General features: G+C 34.3%; 19 protein-coding genes. 7 read left to right on the top strand and 12 right to left on the bottom strand.

Annotated features, from left to right (window positions below):
• Positions 1-25: 25 nt before the first annotated feature.
• Both COE49_RS10050 and rsgA read right to left on the bottom strand, forming a co-directional pair.
• Complete coding sequence (locus tag COE49_RS10050; protein WP_098252254.1) at positions 26-2,008, bottom strand: HAMP domain-containing methyl-accepting chemotaxis protein; 1,983 nt, start codon at positions 2,006-2,008, stop codon at positions 26-28.
• Between the two features lie 197 nt (positions 2,009-2,205).
• Positions 2,206-3,255, bottom strand: a complete 1,050-nt coding sequence (gene rsgA / locus COE49_RS10045) for a ribosome small subunit-dependent GTPase A (protein ID WP_088230537.1) — start codon at positions 3,253-3,255, stop codon at positions 2,206-2,208.
• 450 nt (positions 3,256-3,705) lie between these two features.
• Between rsgA and COE49_RS10040 the strand changes: the two genes are divergently transcribed.
• A complete protein-coding gene (locus tag COE49_RS10040) occupies positions 3,706-4,053 on the top strand; it encodes a DUF4257 domain-containing protein (protein ID WP_002118502.1) in 348 nt (115 codons plus the stop codon).
• 84 nt (positions 4,054-4,137) lie between these two features.
• The gene (locus COE49_RS10035; protein WP_140417343.1) at positions 4,138-4,362 is read left to right on the top strand and encodes a hypothetical protein; all 225 of its coding nucleotides are present in this window, start codon (positions 4,138-4,140) and stop codon (positions 4,360-4,362) included.
• A 329-nt stretch (positions 4,363-4,691) separates the two neighbouring features.
• On the opposite strand, the gene COE49_RS10030 is transcribed toward COE49_RS10035, so the two are convergent.
• Positions 4,692-5,627: an aldo/keto reductase gene (locus COE49_RS10030; protein ID WP_088230539.1), complete on the bottom strand. Its 936-nt coding sequence runs from the start codon at positions 5,625-5,627 to the stop codon at positions 4,692-4,694.
• 107 nt (positions 5,628-5,734) lie between these two features.
• Between COE49_RS10030 and COE49_RS10025 the strand changes: the two genes are divergently transcribed.
• The gene (locus tag COE49_RS10025; RefSeq protein WP_088230540.1) at positions 5,735-6,043 is read left to right on the top strand and encodes an ArsR/SmtB family transcription factor; all 309 of its coding nucleotides are present in this window, start codon (positions 5,735-5,737) and stop codon (positions 6,041-6,043) included.
• A 39-nt stretch (positions 6,044-6,082) separates the two neighbouring features.
• Here the strand turns inward: COE49_RS10025 and COE49_RS10020 are convergent, their stop codons facing one another.
• The 3 genes from COE49_RS10020 to COE49_RS10010 all read right to left on the bottom strand — a co-directional run bounded on the left by COE49_RS10020 (position 6,083) and on the right by COE49_RS10010 (position 9,566).
• Positions 6,083-7,033, bottom strand: coding sequence for a serine protease (locus COE49_RS10020; protein WP_088230541.1), 951 nt, complete (start codon positions 7,031-7,033; stop codon positions 6,083-6,085).
• A 249-nt stretch (positions 7,034-7,282) separates the two neighbouring features.
• Positions 7,283-7,570 carry an AbrB/MazE/SpoVT family DNA-binding domain-containing protein gene (locus tag COE49_RS10015; protein WP_088230542.1) on the bottom strand — a complete coding sequence of 96 codons (288 nt, stop codon included), beginning with the start codon at positions 7,568-7,570 and terminating at the stop codon, positions 7,283-7,285.
• Positions 7,571-7,685: 115 nt separating this feature from the next.
• Positions 7,686-9,566, bottom strand: coding sequence for an ABC transporter permease (locus COE49_RS10010; RefSeq protein WP_088230543.1), 1,881 nt, complete (start codon positions 9,564-9,566; stop codon positions 7,686-7,688).
• A 269-nt stretch (positions 9,567-9,835) separates the two neighbouring features.
• Here COE49_RS10010 and nadE point away from each other — a divergent pair, with 269 nt between their 5' ends.
• Positions 9,836-10,654 carry an ammonia-dependent NAD(+) synthetase gene (gene nadE, locus COE49_RS10005; RefSeq protein WP_088230544.1) on the top strand — a complete coding sequence of 273 codons (819 nt, stop codon included), beginning with the start codon at positions 9,836-9,838 and terminating at the stop codon, positions 10,652-10,654.
• A 43-nt stretch (positions 10,655-10,697) separates the two neighbouring features.
• On the opposite strand, the gene COE49_RS10000 is transcribed toward nadE, so the two are convergent.
• The 4 genes from COE49_RS10000 to COE49_RS09985 all read right to left on the bottom strand — a co-directional run bounded on the left by COE49_RS10000 (position 10,698) and on the right by COE49_RS09985 (position 13,547).
• Positions 10,698-11,159, bottom strand: coding sequence for an NUDIX hydrolase (locus tag COE49_RS10000; RefSeq protein ID WP_088230545.1), 462 nt, complete (start codon positions 11,157-11,159; stop codon positions 10,698-10,700).
• 30 nt (positions 11,160-11,189) lie between these two features.
• Positions 11,190-11,387 carry a DUF4083 domain-containing protein gene (locus COE49_RS09995; RefSeq protein ID WP_088230546.1) on the bottom strand — a complete coding sequence of 66 codons (198 nt, stop codon included), beginning with the start codon at positions 11,385-11,387 and terminating at the stop codon, positions 11,190-11,192.
• Between the two features lie 101 nt (positions 11,388-11,488).
• The gene (locus COE49_RS09990) at positions 11,489-12,649 is read right to left on the bottom strand and encodes a transglutaminase domain-containing protein (RefSeq protein WP_088230547.1); all 1,161 of its coding nucleotides are present in this window, start codon (positions 12,647-12,649) and stop codon (positions 11,489-11,491) included.
• A 145-nt stretch (positions 12,650-12,794) separates the two neighbouring features.
• Positions 12,795-13,547, bottom strand: a complete 753-nt coding sequence (locus COE49_RS09985) for a YwqG family protein (RefSeq protein ID WP_088230548.1) — start codon at positions 13,545-13,547, stop codon at positions 12,795-12,797.
• A gap of 223 nt (positions 13,548-13,770) precedes the next feature.
• Between COE49_RS09985 and COE49_RS09980 the strand changes: the two genes are divergently transcribed.
• A complete protein-coding gene (locus COE49_RS09980; protein ID WP_000540424.1) occupies positions 13,771-13,926 on the top strand; it encodes a YjcZ family sporulation protein in 156 nt (51 codons plus the stop codon).
• Positions 13,927-14,013: 87 nt separating this feature from the next.
• The gene (locus COE49_RS09975; RefSeq protein ID WP_088230549.1) at positions 14,014-14,979 is read left to right on the top strand and encodes a patatin-like phospholipase family protein; all 966 of its coding nucleotides are present in this window, start codon (positions 14,014-14,016) and stop codon (positions 14,977-14,979) included.
• Between the two features lie 108 nt (positions 14,980-15,087).
• On the opposite strand, the gene COE49_RS09970 is transcribed toward COE49_RS09975, so the two are convergent.
• Together COE49_RS09970 and COE49_RS09965 are read right to left on the bottom strand one after the other, a co-directional pair.
• Complete coding sequence (locus tag COE49_RS09970) at positions 15,088-15,255, bottom strand: DUF3933 family protein (RefSeq protein ID WP_000816374.1); 168 nt, start codon at positions 15,253-15,255, stop codon at positions 15,088-15,090.
• Between the two features lie 12 nt (positions 15,256-15,267).
• Positions 15,268-16,710 carry an aminotransferase-like domain-containing protein gene (locus tag COE49_RS09965; protein WP_098945895.1) on the bottom strand — a complete coding sequence of 481 codons (1,443 nt, stop codon included), beginning with the start codon at positions 16,708-16,710 and terminating at the stop codon, positions 15,268-15,270.
• Positions 16,711-16,828: 118 nt separating this feature from the next.
• On the opposite strand from COE49_RS09965, the gene COE49_RS09960 reads away from it, so the two are divergent.
• Positions 16,829-17,440: a LysE/ArgO family amino acid transporter gene (locus COE49_RS09960; RefSeq protein ID WP_088230550.1), complete on the top strand. Its 612-nt coding sequence runs from the start codon at positions 16,829-16,831 to the stop codon at positions 17,438-17,440.
• Positions 17,441-17,479: the final 39 nt, after the last annotated feature.

Below are 17,479 nucleotides of genomic sequence, written 5' to 3'. Positions count from 1 at the left end.
ATTTCGGGAGACAGTCTGTTCTCTGTTAAACTTTAAATCTTTCAATTAATACTTGCAACTCTTCAGCCATTTGAGAAAGCGTACCAGCCGCAGAACCAATTTCCTCCATTGAAGCTAGTTGCTCTTCTGCTGACGCTGCAACGTTTTGTGTACTTGTTGCATTATTCTGTGCTGTCATTGCAATTTGGCTTACAGAAATAGATACTTCATTCGCACCTTTTGACATTCCATTTGCCGTTTCAACCATCGTCTTAATTTGATCGGCTATTTCATTTGTAGATTTTAAAATTTCTGCAAAATTTTTCTTCGTTTCATTTGCGATAACTAGTCCGGAATGAACTTCTTCATTTACATGATTCATAGATTTTACTGTCTTACTCATATCATCTTGTATTTCACCTATTAATTTACCAATTTCACTGGAAGATACGCTAGATTGCTCTGCCAATTTACGTACTTCATCTGCAACAATTGCAAATCCTCTTCCGTGTTCACCAGCTCTCGCAGCTTCAATTGCAGCATTTAAAGCTAGTAAATTTGTTTGATCTGCAATATTTTGGATCACTTCTAATATATCACCAATTTGCTTTGATTTATTATTTAACAACTGTATAACTGCATCTGATTGCGAAACAGATTCTACAATAGACTGCATTTGATTTACTGTTTTCCCTACTAACTTTCCACCATCTTCTGCTTTTTCACGAGTATGAGTAGAAGCCGTATTAATAGATGAGGAACTATTTGCTATATGCTGAATACCTTCTGTTACACTAAACAATAACATAGCACCATTCTCCACGCTTGATGTTTGCGTTGTTGCCCCACTTGAGATTTCATCCATTGCCATTGTAATTTGCTCCGTTGCCTCACTCGCTTGTCTTACGCTTGCAGTTAACTCTTCTGATGCCGCTGCAACATGCCCAGCTGAATCATTAATTCTTCCAATTAACGTTCGTAACGAATTTGTCATCTCATTAAAACCTTTTGCAAGTTGACCAATTTCATCATTAGAGTGAATCTCAATTGTTTGCGTTAAATCTCCCTCACTTATCTCTTTAGACGTGACAACTAATCTCTTTAAAGGTTTTGTAATAGAAAGTGTCACGAAATAAATAAGTGCTCCTCCGACAACTAGTGAAATACTCATAACAATTAACATATTATAAAATACAGGTTGAGCAGCTTCAATTACTTCATTAGAGTACATCGTTCCAGCAATTTTCCAACCCGTTTTTACGTTTGTAGCAAATACCATTTTCTTTTCACTATTGTCATATGTGTATGAAAAAGTACCGTGATTATCTTCATAAATTTTCTTCGCCCAAGAATCAGCTGCTCTCTCCCCCGATTTTTCTTGGGGATGTGCAATTATTTTTTGTTTTCCGTCTAAAATGAACGCATATCCTTTTTTACCAATATTGATTAACTTTGTTGTTTTCAATAAATTATCTAAGCTTAAATCTACCCCAACAACGCCACTTTTATCTTCTGTTTGTTTTGCAATCGTTACGACAAAATGTCCATTTCCTTGCGCCTTATACGGTTCAGTAATTACAATACCACCTTGTTTTGCAACTGCATCTTTATACCAAGAACGCTCTGTTGGGTCATAATCTGCTGCCATTTGTATATTTGGTTCTTGTACAAACTTTTTATCATTCCCAGCAACATATACTTGTTCAACATCTTTATTTAAATTGGTATATTGTGATAACGTTTCCCTTAGCTCATCTTGATTATCTCCTTGATACATATTACCTTGAATTATCCGTGCAAAACTATTCACATCATTAAATTTCGCTTCAATCATTTGATTAATCAAATTATCTAATATCTTTATATTATCTTGAGCACTGCTCATTATTTGTGTTTCAAAATTCTTTTTAGCCGTTTGATAAGACATGCCTCCAATAATAGAAACAGCCGCAATTAAAATAACCAAAAATGAAATCAATAGCTTTTTGGCTACTTTCATATTACGAAACCAATTTAATAGTTTCCCCATTCCGTACCTCCTACTTGTAAAATTCAATTGATTAAATTGTTAATTCATCCCAATCTCTAGTTACTATTTTTATATCCTATTACGATGAACACTTTGTAAAGTTTAAACAATTAATTTCTCTTTGTCCATATATACGAATAATATTATTATAAAATTTACAAATACAAAAAAAACCAAAGGAACAATCCTTTGGTTTTTCACATTTTTTTATACTGTTTAGAAAGTTTTTTCCACTTATCACGCTCTGCCCTTGCAAGAATCGCATCTTGTTTTCTTATAAAATACGCCAATTCTCTTTGCAACTTTTTATAACTTTGCAAACGCTCTATCGTAATAAGTCCGTTATTTATTGCATGATGTACCGCACATCCTGGTTCATTCTCATGTTTACAATCCCGGAAACGGCATGTTGTTGCTAGTTCTTCAATATCAGAAAATGTTGTTTGAATTGCATCGCTTCCTTCCCAAAGCTGTAACTCCCTCATACCAGGAGTATCAATTACGAGAGCACCACTTGGCAATTGAAATAACTCTCTATGAGTTGTCGTATGTCTTCCTTTACTATCTTCTTCACGAATATCTCCCGTTTTTGCTACTTCAAGTCCTATAAGTGCATTTAACAAAGTGGACTTTCCAACCCCAGATGATCCGACTAAAGCAATTGTTTTTCCTGAAGCAACAAATTGTCGCAACGACTGAATACCTATATGTTCTAAACTATCAACAACGAAGATCGGAACACCAATTGCAACAGCTTCCGTTTCTACAATTTTCTGTTCCACATCATTACATAAACCACTCTTCGTTAAAACAATAACAGGCATTGCACCACTTTCATATGCTAATAATAAATAACGTTCCATCCTTCTTACGTTAAAATCATGGTTAAGTGCATTTACTAAAAATAGATAGTCTACATTTGCTGCTATAATCTGTTCTTCCGTTCGGTTACCAGCTTCTTGTCTTGAGAAAGAGCTTCTTCGCGGAAAAATACGATGAATAATCGCTTTCTTTTCATTCTCTATTTTCTTTATATATACCCAATCACCAACTGCTGGATAATCTCCCTTCGTTAACGCTTCATGACGAAACTTTCCAGACAGTTCTGCCATATATTCACCATCGTTACAAATCATGCGATATATATGCTTGTGTTCAAGTAAAATACGACCTACTTCAAAGTTCTCTACAGCTTGTTCTTCAAAAAAAGAATCCCAGCCGAACGATTCTAAAATATTTTGATTCAAATTGACATCCTCCCTAGTTTAAGCAGAGTGGAAGGATAGTGCGCTCATTTATATCGTATCTCCCTTTCCATCCACCTCTGTATTTTGTTTATGATTCATATAAGTCAAATTCACCATAATACATCACCCCGATCTTATTTTAATTACTCTCATTATATGGAATATCTCATTAAAAAGCTACTTTATTTAATGTAATTTTCAAACAATTTATCAACATTCTAATTTGTCCACGATGACTAATCTCATCTTCTAGTACATAAAACCAAATATAGTGTTGGTTAATAGTAAAAGCGCTTCATATAATATAACTAAAATGTATCGGAATCTTCCGTTATAATTAAATTGAATGCGTAATATACCCAAACAAACTTTCTCAATATGGTTATATGAAATATGAAAAGGAATCAATATGTAAAAATCGAATCTTATTCACTAAAAGGAGTGGATTCGATGGAAATGTATCAATGGCTAACTGCTGTTCTCGTTGGTGGCATTACCGGCTTCGTTTCCCATCTAATCAATAACCAAGGTAAGTTATTGCTTCCACGCCGTTTGAAAACTTTTTTTCATTTTGGTTTTTTAACTGATATTTTTACCGGCTGCCTAGCTGCACTTCTCGGACTCGTTTTATTCGATGCCACCTTAATAAAAGAAATAATCAAGGTGTCCATTGTGACTGCTATTTCTGGCCAAACGTTCTTACTTCACCAGGCTCTTGGTGGTGAGCAGGCTAAAAATACGCAAATTGGAAAAGCTGATGAGAAGATTCAAGAAATTGACAAATTATTGCGACGTTAGTATATACTTTCTTTTTAAATTATTGTTATAATGAAAAATAAATATTTTCTATTGCGTCGTTTGTCAGAAGAAAGGGTGTTTCGTATGACAAAAAAGAAAATAGAAGATTTCTTAACAAACTCCGAAAAAGAGGAACTGCTAGAAAACTATAAATGTTTACGAGAAGCCCGCACAAAAAGCGAAGCGAACTATTTCGGCGAATCAGTAAACCACCTATTAAATAAAGCAAAACAACGAATTATTAAAGAAGCAGGCATACATGATGAAAATGCAGCAACTGTACAATCAAAGAGAAAAGCACTGTTTTAGTTAATGTAACTAAAACAGTGCTTTTTATTTACCAGAATTTTCACCATAATCATTTTTCACATTAGTTTCACATCTATTTCACAAATACTTATATTTCAATATGGTAAACTAAGTACATCCTTTTCCAAGGAACGATATGCCGATATATAAATCCCTATCTCTATAGGGATTTTTTATTTGTTCGAAATTCCCGTTTTAACTCTCCTCCAAGTGAACGGACCATTTTTTCTAATCGCTACGCTCGTAAAATACGTCAATTAATATTTTTTATACTATATGCTATTTATAGAGTATAAAAAAGGGAGTTTAGCATCTCCCCCTCTTTCTGACTATACTTCTAATATCGATTCAATCTGTTTCATGTCCTGTTCATTCAATGAAACATCCATCGCTCTTACACTTTCTCTTATTTGCTCTGCCCGCTTTCCTCCAGGAATAACAGTATCAATTCCTTGTTTGTTTAATAACCACGCTAAAGCTAAATGCGATACTTCGATATTCTTTTCTTCAGCTAACCCTTTTAACTCTTCCACTTTCTTAAAGTTATTCTTATATGTATTTTCTTCAAATAGATTTACACTTTTGCGCCAATCACCTTCATTTAATTTAAAATCTTCTGTATATTTACCACCTAGTATTCCAAAGGCAAGAGGTCCATACGGAATAAATGAAATACCAGCTTCTATACAATACGGCAATAGTTCTTCCCCAGCAGTACGATCTAACATGTTGTAAGGCGATTGTACTACATCTATATAACCATGTTGATTCGCTTCTTTTAATTGTTCTATGTTTACGTTTGATATTCCAATTGAACGAATTTTACCTTCTTCTTTTAGACGAGTAAGCTCACCGATTGAATCTATGTAACTTGTTTCAGAATTTGTAAAGTGTAAATAATATAAATCAATATAGTCAGTCTGTAATCTTCTTAAACTATTTTCCACAGCATTTCTTAAATAGCTTGGTTCATTATTAATATACGTTTCTCCATTTAATAACGGCTGAATTCCACCTTTTGTAGCAAGTACAAAATCGTGGCGTTTTCCCTTCAATACCTCACCTACTAATTCTTCTGATCTACCAAAACCGTATGAATCCGCTGTATCAAAAAATGTTATTCCTTGCTGAATAGCTTCTTTTATTAATCGTTTTCCTTCTTCCTCATTCACATCAGCATATAAATTATGTCCCCCTACAGCATTCGTTCCTAACCCCAACTTAGAAATATTTAGTCCTGCCTTTTGCAATTTTGTATACTTCATTTATTCTCCCCCTATATTTCTATTGTTCGAATATAATCGAACAATAGAAATATACCATTTTATATGTTATAGTGCAAATAACTTAACTTATACAAGCAGGTGAAAAAATGCGTACACTCTATCATCCAAATCGAGAAGAAATTCAATTCTCTTCTGTCTTATATGCACTTAGTGATCAAATTCGTTTACAAATTGTAAATATGTTATTAGAGAAAAATGAACAATCTTGTGGTTCGTTAAACATTCCAATTGCGAAATCAACTTTATCTCACCATTTTAAAGTTTTACGTGAGTCAGGTGTTATGTATACACGTCTTGAAGGAACACAACGTTTTATTTCAATTCGCGAAGAAGATTTAAATACTAGATTCCCTGGTTTGTTACAAGTTGTATTACATGCGACAGAGCCATACTAAAAAACTTCCCATATTCATATGAGAAGTTTTTTAGTATGGCTATTCTTTTAATAAATCTATTAATCCGTTCCCTTCAGATGTACGCTCATACCCTAAAGGTACAGTTCTTTTTATTAGTTGTGCATATATTTCTGGCTCTGATAACTTTCTACCATATTCTCTCTCGCACTGCTTAATAAGAAGTGCTAATGCTCCAGCAATATGTGGTGTCGCCATTGAAGTTCCACTTAATACAGCATATTTCCCCTCTGGATACGTAGATAATATTTCATCACCTGGCGCTACTAAATCAATTTCTTGATTTGAATTACTAAAACAAGCAATTTTCCGCTCTAAATTGACTGCACCAACTTCAATTACCTCAGAGTAAGCACCTGGGAAGTCAAGTTCCTCTGTGTCATCATCACAATCCCCATTATTTCCAGCAGCACATACAACGAGAACATCTTGCCTTACCGCATTTTGAATTGCTTCATGTAATTCCGGAACGTCTTGCGGACCACCAAGTGACATTGAAATGATTCTCACTCTCTCTTTATTCGGCCCTCTCCAATTTACAGCATACTGAATAGCCTCAATAATTTGCTCATAACTTCCAGAACCATCTCCCGCTAAAACTTTTAATACTAACATTTTAGCATGTGGTGCCACACCTAACACACCGACACCATTTTCAGTCGCTGCAATCGTTCCAGCTACATGAGTACCGTGTCCGTTATTATCAAGATAAATATTTGGATTACCTTCATAATCTTTCGTGAAATTCTTTCCACCAATAATACGATCTTTTAAATCTATATGGTTGATATCACACCCTGTATCTAAAACGGCAACGACAATATCTTTTCCTTTCGCACTCTTCTCCCATACTTGTGGAGCGTGAATTAGTTGTACACCTGGTGGAATTTCATTTACTTGTTCAACCACCTTGTTTACGGTAAAAGGAATCAACTGTATACCTTTTTGTTTATTCGCTGTACTATTGTTCATCGTAATCCCTCCTGAAAATGTATTATTTTCATTTCAGACCACTTTTGAATACGTTTAAACGTAACATTCGTTTTATCCGTTCTCTTCTCCTTTATTTCAAATATTTCTCAATATTACTTACTAACTTTTTACTACTTTTTATTTCTCTTGTGATTCAACTACTAGCAAAAATAAAAGGACCAATTTATGGTCCTTTCATAGTCTTTTAAAAGAATACAATTTGATCTTTTAAAATAATATAATTGAAGACTAAACCTCACTCTTGTTTAAAAATTTCTCTATCTCTTTTATTACATGTTTCGCTCCATCTATACTAACAGTAATGTTTCCATTTGCTAATGAAATGTTCTGGTCTGAAACATCACCTGTTATTTGACAAGCATTGTAAGGTTGATATTTTTGTAAAATGACTTTGTCTTCTTCTACGAAAATTTCAAGTGGTGATTTGATTTGTATCCCTAATACATCTCGTAATTCTTTAGGAATAACAATTCTTCCTAGTTCGTCTACTTTTCGAATAACTCCTGTTGCTTTCATATTACTCCCCCCTTACTCTCTATTAATTTTCCCACCTCGCTATTTCCATTTTATCACCATTTGGTAATGCTTGTCTCTTTTTATAAATTTTTGTACTCAAGTCAAAAAAACACAGTTATCGCATACGTAATCTCTCTTTCAATTGTTTTAAATAACGAGATCTTATAAGTAAGAAGTATGCAACTTGGATCCCTATGAAAATACTTAATACAATCGCATTTTCTTTAAACAGTGAGTACTCAAACATATGCCCTAGCGCAGTTAACGCCACTGCTCCATGTAATGTTGCAACGCCGATTGGTACGAAGAATAAAAGTGCTAAACGGATTGTGACTACTTTCGATAATTCCCCGCCCGTTAACCCCACTTTTCGAATCATTTCGAACAAGCGAGTATCGTCCTCTAAATCGGAGAATAAACGAAAATAAAGAAAGCTTCCTGCACAAATGAAAAATACAATTCCGATAAAGAAACCTACAAATAAAATAGGTCCTGCAATTTGTAAACTTTGGTTTTGTTCGTACTCTTCTGCACTAAACATTATATGTTCTTCATAAGGCTTCATCTGATTAGTGAGTTCTTTACCAACCTCAATTTCATCTTTCGTTCCTTCTGTTTTGTATACATAATCTCTTGCCTCTTTAAATTCATCTTGTAATGCATCATACTGTTTGTTAGAGATTACATAAACGTTTCCTCTCAGTATTTTACTTAATGAAGAAGTATTAACTTTTTTCACTTTTAAAGATTCATTCATATTTGGTAATGTAATTTCATTTCTTTCTTTCATCGGAGGTCCTGGTATATCGACTGACAAAAATAAAGCTTCTTTATTTGATACCGTATTAATGGTTTCTCCTGTTAACTTTGCATATTCCTTATAGTCTGATTCCTTTATAAAGGTGGCGCTTCTTAACGACTGCTCCTCCGTTTTTTTCGTTGAAATATTCGTTTTTGAAGCTGCTATATTATATTTCTTTAATCCTTCGTCAATCATTTGTATATGCTGTGATTCATTACTATTTCCTTGCTTAGAATGATAGTGAAACGCAATCGGTCTCTCCATAATTTCTTTCGTCATTGAAGCAAAGCCAACTAATGTACCTATTGCTGAAAATGCTACAGTTGAAATAATCGTCACAATAAAGAACATTCTTGCATTATCTCTCATCCGGTACGCTAAATCTGATAAAGTAATAATATTTGTCTGTGTCCAGTAGAAACGTTTACTTTTTTTACATAGTCGAATAATAAATACGCTCAACTGCTTGTACAGTAAATATGTGCCAATGATGACTACCGTTGTAACTGGAATCATCATAAAAAATACCATCGCACCGTGTGACATAAGCGCTCCTGTATATCCCGCACTAAGCAGTATGACTGCTAATATAGAAGAAATAATGGATGCTTTCGGTTCCGGCTTCGCTTCTGCTGACCCTCTAAACAATTTCATAATTTTATTCTTCCGAATCATTCCTGCACTAAACAATGAAATGATCATAAATAATACGAAAAACATAATACTCGTTACAACAATGGCTTTCATTGGTATGTAATAGGCTAAGGAAATATCTAGCTTTAATATCATCGGGGCTACAAATATTAATATTCCGGAAAATAACATTCCTGCAAAAATCCCAAAAATAATTGCCCCTATCCCAATCATAATATTTTCAAAAAAGATAAGACGCTTTAATTGATATTTCGTCATACCTAACATCATTAATATTCCTAGTTCACGCTTTCTCGTTTTTAAAAACATTCCCATTGAATATAAAATAAAGAAGAATGTAAATAAGTAAATAATAGACTGTGCAAAAGACATACTTACGAAGACGTACTGACCCAATTCTCCTGCACTTAATGCGGGATGAAACGCAAAAAATGAATACACAAAAAAGGCCATAATAGCAAATGCGCTACTCAAAAAATAGGCTGAATATGTCCGTCTATTTCGCGTTACATTCCGGTATGCTAGTTCTCTAATGTTCATATTACTTCTCCGCCCTTCTACTAACTATGTTCTTATATTAGTAAAGTACGGAAATACCTTCCATCGATTCAAATGACAAAAACCTTACAGTTTTGAAAGGTTTAAAAAATTGCTTATACGTTGCACTTTCATTATAATGACTACATTCATATTCATACACGCATCCTATTGTATATTCGTTAGTTTTGCGAAATAATAAAGGATAGAAGTATGTACCAATATATACATAAAAATTTTAACAGCTTTAATATGAATAGGAGGAAAATATAATGACATTACAAGAACAGATTATGAAAGCATTACATGTTCAGCCTGTAATTGATGCGAAAGTAGAAATTCGTAAACGCGTCGATTTCTTAAAAGATTATGTAAAAAAAACAGGTGCAAAAGGATTTGTACTTGGAATTAGTGGCGGACAAGACTCTACATTAGCAGGACGCTTAGCACAGCTTGCAGTTGAAGAAATTCGTAACGAAGGTGGTAACGCAACATTTATCGCTGTACGTCTTCCTTACAAAGTGCAAAAAGATGAAGATGATGCGCAATTAGCATTACAATTTATTCAAGCTGATCAATCAACTGCCTTTGATATTGCTTCAACAGTTGATGCCTTTTCAAATCAATACGAAAACTTATTAGGTGAATCGTTAACTGATTTCAATAAAGGTAATGTGAAAGCGCGTATTCGCATGGTTACACAGTATGCAATCGGTGGACAAAACGGCCTTCTTGTTATCGGAACAGATCATGCTGCAGAAGCTGTAACAGGATTCTTTACAAAATTCGGGGATGGTGGTGCAGATTTATTACCATTAACAGGATTAACGAAGCGCCAAGGACGTGCTTTACTACAAGAATTAGGTGCAGACGAGCGACTTTATTTAAAAATGCCAACAGCTGATTTATTAGATGAAAAACCAGGTCAAGCTGATGAAACAGAGTTAGGTATTACATATGATCAATTAGATGACTATCTAGAAGGTAAAGTAGTTCCAGCTGACGTTGCTGAAAAAATCGAAAAACGTTACACAGTGAGCGAACATAAAAGACAAGTACCAGCGTCAATGTTTGATGATTGGTGGAAATAAAACATAAAAAAGAAGCTAATCTCATTTAGCTTCTTTTTATGTTTTAACGATATACCCCGATTCTTTTCTCCAGTAAATCTTGTAAGCAATCTTCATGTTGTTTATTGAACAATGGGGGCATTTCGTCCAACGGGAAAAACTTCAAATCCAACGTTTCATCACCGTCTATTTTTTTCTCTCCTCCGGCAATTGAGCATGTAAAGACTATCACAATTGACTGGGCTTTGTCTCCATTTGGATATGTTTGAAAATATTTTGTATATACTCCAACAAGCTCATTTATTTCTACATCATAACCTGTTTCTTCTTTTATTTCTCGAATCGCCGTTTCTGCGGCAGATTCTCCGATTTCCATTGCACCACCAGGAAACCCCCAAGCGTTAAAGTCACCTCTTTTTTGCAGTAATACTTCTCCCTCTTTATTAAATACACAACCACCCGCAAAGTTTAAAAAAACATAATCATGCCCTACTTTTTCACGTAATTCTTTTATATAATTAGCCATCCTCTTCCCCATTTCATACATCTTTTATCGCTACTTCTTATCTTTTTCAAGCAATTCAATAATTCGATCTAGCTTCTGGTTCATATTCATCACATGCTGTTTCTTTGCGGCGTTGTTTTGCAATAATCTTTTTATAAACAAAGTAAATGATAGGAAAAACAAAACGATAATTCCAATTACTAAACAAGTATATATCAATGTAAATATATTATTCTCGAACAAATTCATTTAGATTCCACATCCTTCCACTTTTATTTTATCACATAATTCTGTTTTTTGAAGTAATGCATAATAAAAGAGCATCTTTTACAGATGCTCTTTTTCATTCCTTAATACGTAAATGTAATTGTCGCTAATGAATAACCTGTCATTGCACTATAAGGCGCCACTTGATAAGATACACGCTTGGCACCTTTTGGCCAATTTATCTCATTTAACACTTTCTTTATATCTTGCATTGTTCCATCCATAGACTGCTTATATCGTACTTCTACCTTTTCTGGCTTAGAAGCGAATTGTTGCTGTAATTTTTTCTTAAATTCACTGTAATTTTCTGCCCCATATTGTGCAGACAAATATTTTAAATTTGTTTCTTTTAACATTTGTTCATATGCAGCAGTCTTTGAACTACCCGTATTTATTTTGTTTGTTAATTCACTAAAGTAACTTGTAGTTGCTGCTGGATATTTACTACGATCCCATTCATGATCTTTACTTAATTGCTCATCAGACATATTAAAATATGAATATGTTACGTGCCCAGCTTTATCAGGTACTGGATCATCGAATGTCGTATCAAGGTGGTACCACTTATTTTCAATGTTCACTAAATTCCAGGCGTGAGCTTGTCCATTTCCTGTACCTGTTACAATATGATTTTGAATACCCGCTTCTTTTAGTAACTCATATGTTAATAATGCATATCCTTGGCAAACGGCAGAACGATTCGCTAACGCTTCATATGCTGTATATGCTTGATAAGACGTGTCATACGATACATGTTTTACAACGTAATCATGAATAACTTTCACTTTCTCATGATCATCCATTCCCGGTTTTACAATTGATCCTATAATCGATTTCACCTGAGATTTTACATATTGCGTTTGTTCCTTCGATTCACGATATTTCACTTGCAGTGTAAACGTATAGTTTCCTGGTAGCCCTTTAATAGAGTATTTAGTAGAGGCTACATTATATTTTATATACTCATCTGCATCTACAATTTTATTAAACTCGCCATACAATTGGTCCATAATATTTCTAGCATTTTTATTTTTTGTTTTATATGTGATTTTAATATTTTCTTCTCGATTATCAATTTGTTTTTTTAATTCTTTTCTAAAATCATTTAACAACTTTGCATCTGATTGTGCAGTCGCTACAGTTGAATTCGTAGCTGCATATGATACAGATGACGCGTGTAAGCCTCCCATTACGATAGTTGAACAAAGTAGGGTAGCTGCCACATACTTACTTGTCTTTCCCATTTTGTCACTCCTTACATTCTATAACTATACGAAAAAGTATCGTATAGTTTCAGAGTATACAATACTTTTTCGTATAGGTCATATGAGATTATGCATATTTAACATTATAAAAAGGTTGTTCTTTTTACAAGAACAACCTTTTTCATTAACAAGTTTGTAATACGCAGCATGCATTTTCAAAACGTTGTTTTTTCAAATCTTCATTTCCAATACAGAAATAAAGCATTCCTAAATCTCCCCACATCATATTACAATTTTTAGTATCTGAATCAATTTGGAATAAAAGTGTCATTTGTTGTGGGTCTATCCCCATATAGTCTCCTGTTTCATGTAATACTTCTTCTTGTACAGAGAATGGCTCCCCAAACATTTGGTGATTATCGTAGTTGTCTGGAATTAACTCTTCAAGTAATTGCAAGAAACGATCTGAATCAGCCTCATCTTCAATGAAAAGCTCTGGCAATTTATACGTTAATTCAAATGAAATTGCACATTGGTTAAATTCCCCCTGAACTTCATCTACTCTTCGTAAATGCTCTACAGGGATATCATAATAAAGTACACGCCCGGCCTCGTTTGGATTTACATCTTCTTCAAAATAATTTTCAATACTAAAGAAGTATAACATTCCTGCCTTAGGAAGATTGTGCTCCATACCAACATTTTGTAAATCATTTAAATTAAATTGAGCGATAAACTGTAACGGATTTCCTTTATATGTTGGATATTCAAATGAATCCGGTAAATCCGGAACTCCCCCCATTTTCGAACTACCTATCGCAACTGTTTCCTCCTGCTTTGGCACAACTTTTACACAAGGAAATACAGTATTAATAAGTTCCTCTTTTAAATGTGTCAGTCCATATTTATCAATTAATACTTCAATTTGTTTATTCATAAATTCTCCTTATATTCACATACTTATTTGTATCATTGCACAAAAATTATACTCCATTCTTTGTAAAAACAACAAGCCTTCAAAAAACGGGCTCTTCCTCCATACGCGAACAAGTTTAAAAAAGCATAGTATACATTGTTCCTACAAACATGATAGTTCATTATTTCTTCCAGTACATTTTCCCCTCGTTCATTTTCATTTTTAATTTAAGGAGGAATTCCACATGGGTTACGGATATAGTTGCGGCGGTTACGGCGGTTACGGTTACGGCGGTAGTTGTGGTGGATGTGGTTATGGAGGTTTCGCTTTATTAATCGTTTTATTTATCCTTCTAATCATCATCGGAGCTAGCTGTTGGGGCGGCTTTGTAGGCTGCTAGTAAACTTAAAAACTATTGTAAAAAAGCACGTACAATACGTGCTTTTTTGCCATTTTCAAATCTTTTATTCGAAAGGAAGTATGATTGATGAAGATTGATGGTGTTTTTGAAGGAGGCGGTGTACGCGGAATTGCGCATGTAGGGGCAATTTGTGCGTTAGCTGAAAAAGGCTATGAATGGGAGCGTGTAGCTGGAACATCAGCTGGTTCCATTATCGCTGCGCTCCTAGCAGCAGGATATTCTTGTTCAGAGTTAAAAACGATTATAACTGATATTGATTATAATAAATTTACGAAGAGAACCTTTATTGACAGAATCCCGTTTATCGGAAAGGGGTTAAGCGCATGGACTACTCTTGGTATTTACTCTAATATCTTTATAGAAGAATGGATTGAAGAATTACTTCGAAAAAAAGGCGTTCACTTATTTACAGATTTACCTGATTTAAATAAGCTTAAAATTATCGCTTCTGATATAAGTAACGGTAAAATGGTCATCTTTCCTGATGACTTACCAAACTACGGATTTTTAAATTATCGCTTCTCTATTGCTAAAGCTGTAAGAATGAGCAGTACAATCCCCTTCTTCTTTGAACCAGTAAAATGGAGAACCCCAAAATGGAAGCAACCTTGTTATATGGTTGATGGAGGGATTTTAAGCAATTACCCAATTTGGATTTTTGACTCCCCTACCTCTCCTCGCTGGCCAACTTTTGGGTTTCATTTTGTAAAAGATGAAATTCAAGCTGATCCTGCCCACTATACCGAGCCTATCTCCATGTTCAAAGGACTATTTAAAACAATGATGCAAGCTCATGATTTACGTCATTTAGACAAGGAGTCAAAAGCAAGAACAATTACAATTCCAACAGGGTCCATTACAAGTACAAACTTTGAGTTAACAAAGGAAGAAAAAGAGTGGCTTTACAATTCTGGTTATAACGCCGCGAATAAATTTTTACAATCTTGGAACTTCAGTCAATATATTGATGAATATAGAAACGGAAATCAGGATCGAAAAACAAATCGGTATTTCCGTCAACTTGACTCATAATACTATTATTTTTCATACGCGAACACGTAACGCTTTCAAAAAAAATAAGCCTAGTAATATTATATATTACTAGGCTTATTTACTTCCTACATAATTATTATACGTTGCTTAAGGATATGTTAGCCCTTCAGCTTCCTCCGCAGTAATAACGGTGTATCGATTTCCCGTTCGTAATCCTAACAATTCTGCTTTTTCAATTGCTTCCTGCTTCGTATCCGCATAAGCAGCTAAATATTTATCTCCATTAATAATTTGGCAAATTACATATTGTTTCATTATTTTCTCCTCTTACTTTTTCATTAGTTGTGCAAGCTTCTTTATACCTACTTCAATTTCTTCTAACGTTGCGTATGAATATGATAGACGCAAAAATTGGTTTGCACTTCTATCATACAAAGTACCCGGATTTAATAAAATCTTTTCTTTCAAAGCTTTGTCAAATAAACTACGATTTGAAATCGGAACACTCATATGTAACCAAATATAAAAACCACCTGCCGGTTCATACCATGTCGCTATTTCACTACAATACTTCTTTAACATACTCACCATAAAGTCCCTACGTTTTTTAAGCTCACCTCTTACAAACTGTAAATGTTCTTCATACAATCCATCTTTAAACCACTCTGTGGCAATTTGCTGAGATATAGAACTCGATCCATAATCTGTTTGCATTTTTATGTCTGCCAATCTTTGAATGACTGGCTCAGGTCCAACAATCCATCCAATTCTTAATCCAGGACTAATTACTTTAGACATGCTTCCAATATGTAGTACGATTCCATTTTTATCATATGCTTTTAAAGGTTTCGAAATAGGGGCATCAAACCATAAGTCTTGATACACTGCGTCCTCTATAATAGGCAATCCAATTTCATTGCATATCTCCATCACTTCTGTCCGCTTCTTCGTATCCATGCTAAAATTCGTTGGATTATGAAAAGACGGAATTGTATATAAAATAGAAGCATTAAATTGCTTCTTATATTTCGCAATATATGACACATCTAGCCCACTCTCATCCAATGGCATTCCAATTAAACGTATTCCTGCTGATTGAAAAACATTGAGAGAGTATAAATATGATGGTTTTTCTAATAAAATGGATGCTCCTTTCGGAAGAAGCCCAATAGAAATGAGTTGAAGCGCTTGGATTGCTCCTGAAACAATCAATATAGAGTCAGGAGATACATATATACCATGTCCTTTTAAATAGTCCGCAATTTGCCTCCTTAAATTAAGATTACCTTTTGGCTGTTCATACCCAAGTATCACGTTTGATTTTAAAAGCTTATTCATTACTACTTTCGTCTTTTTTTCAGGTAAAAGACTTGGCGCGAGCTCACCTGTTCCTAAACGAATTACATACGGATAAAACTCAGCTTGATTAATCTCTTGAATAGCAGGCAGATTCGGATAATGAAGTCCTGTTTCTACATAAGACTGCCAATTAGGCGGGGGTGCGTATGTTGAAGCATTCTCATTATTATTTACAACAATTGTTCCTTTCCTGCCATTCCCTTCAATGTATCCCCTTGCGACTAGTTCATCAAAAGCCATGACAATCGTACTTCGATTCACACCAAATGTATGTGCCAAATCTCTTTGGGAAGGTAATCTCGTTCCAATAGTCCATTCTCCATTAACAATTTTTTCTTTTATATACGTTTCTATTTGTTTATACAAAGGAGTCGCTAGAGACGTATTCGGTTTCCAAACGAATCTTTCCATCATATCACCTTACATTCTTTTTGGTTGGCGACCTCCCCAACCATATGGATGGATACAAATTTTCATTTCTTCTATACAATATACACTATCATAATGAATTTAAGTAGGAGGTAATATGATGGGTGAAGCAATTATTCATGGTATCATTCTTGCATTTGGTCTTATCATTCCATTAGGCGTCCAAAATGTGTTCGTCTTTAACCAAGGTGCGAGCCAACCAAACATTTGGAGAGCAGCTCCTGTAGTATTAACTGCCTCTATGTGCGATACGTTACTAATATTAATTGCAGTACAAGGTGTCTCCCTTATACTCCTTACTTTTTCCTGGTTGACTAACACGTTATATGTGATTGGATTTTTCTTTCTCATATATATGGGCCTTGTTATTTGGAGAAGTAACCCTTCCAATGATGCAAAACAAGAAGAAAGCATTCCAGTAAAAAAACAAATACTTTTCGCTGCATCCGTTTCGTTATTAAATCCACATGCAATTTTAGATACGATCGGTGTAATTGGAACAAATTCGATTCAATACATAGGAAGTGACAAATGGGCTTTTACAATTGCCACAATTATTGTTTCTTGGATTTGGTTTATTTGCTTAGCTTTAGCTGGTAAATTTTTAAAAAGGCTAGATTCAACTGGAAAAACACTTGCATTATTAAATAAAGTTTCAGGAGTCATCATTTGGGGCGTCGCACTTTATATGTTAAAACAAGTTATTTTTTAACTAAATAAAGAGAATGGCATGTTAATTACACATCATGCC

Source organism: Bacillus sp. AFS029637, from assembly GCF_002584985.1.
Lineage (GTDB): Bacteria > Bacillota > Bacilli > Bacillales > Bacillaceae_G > Bacillus_A.
This window is presented reverse-complemented; position numbering and strand designations above follow the sequence as displayed.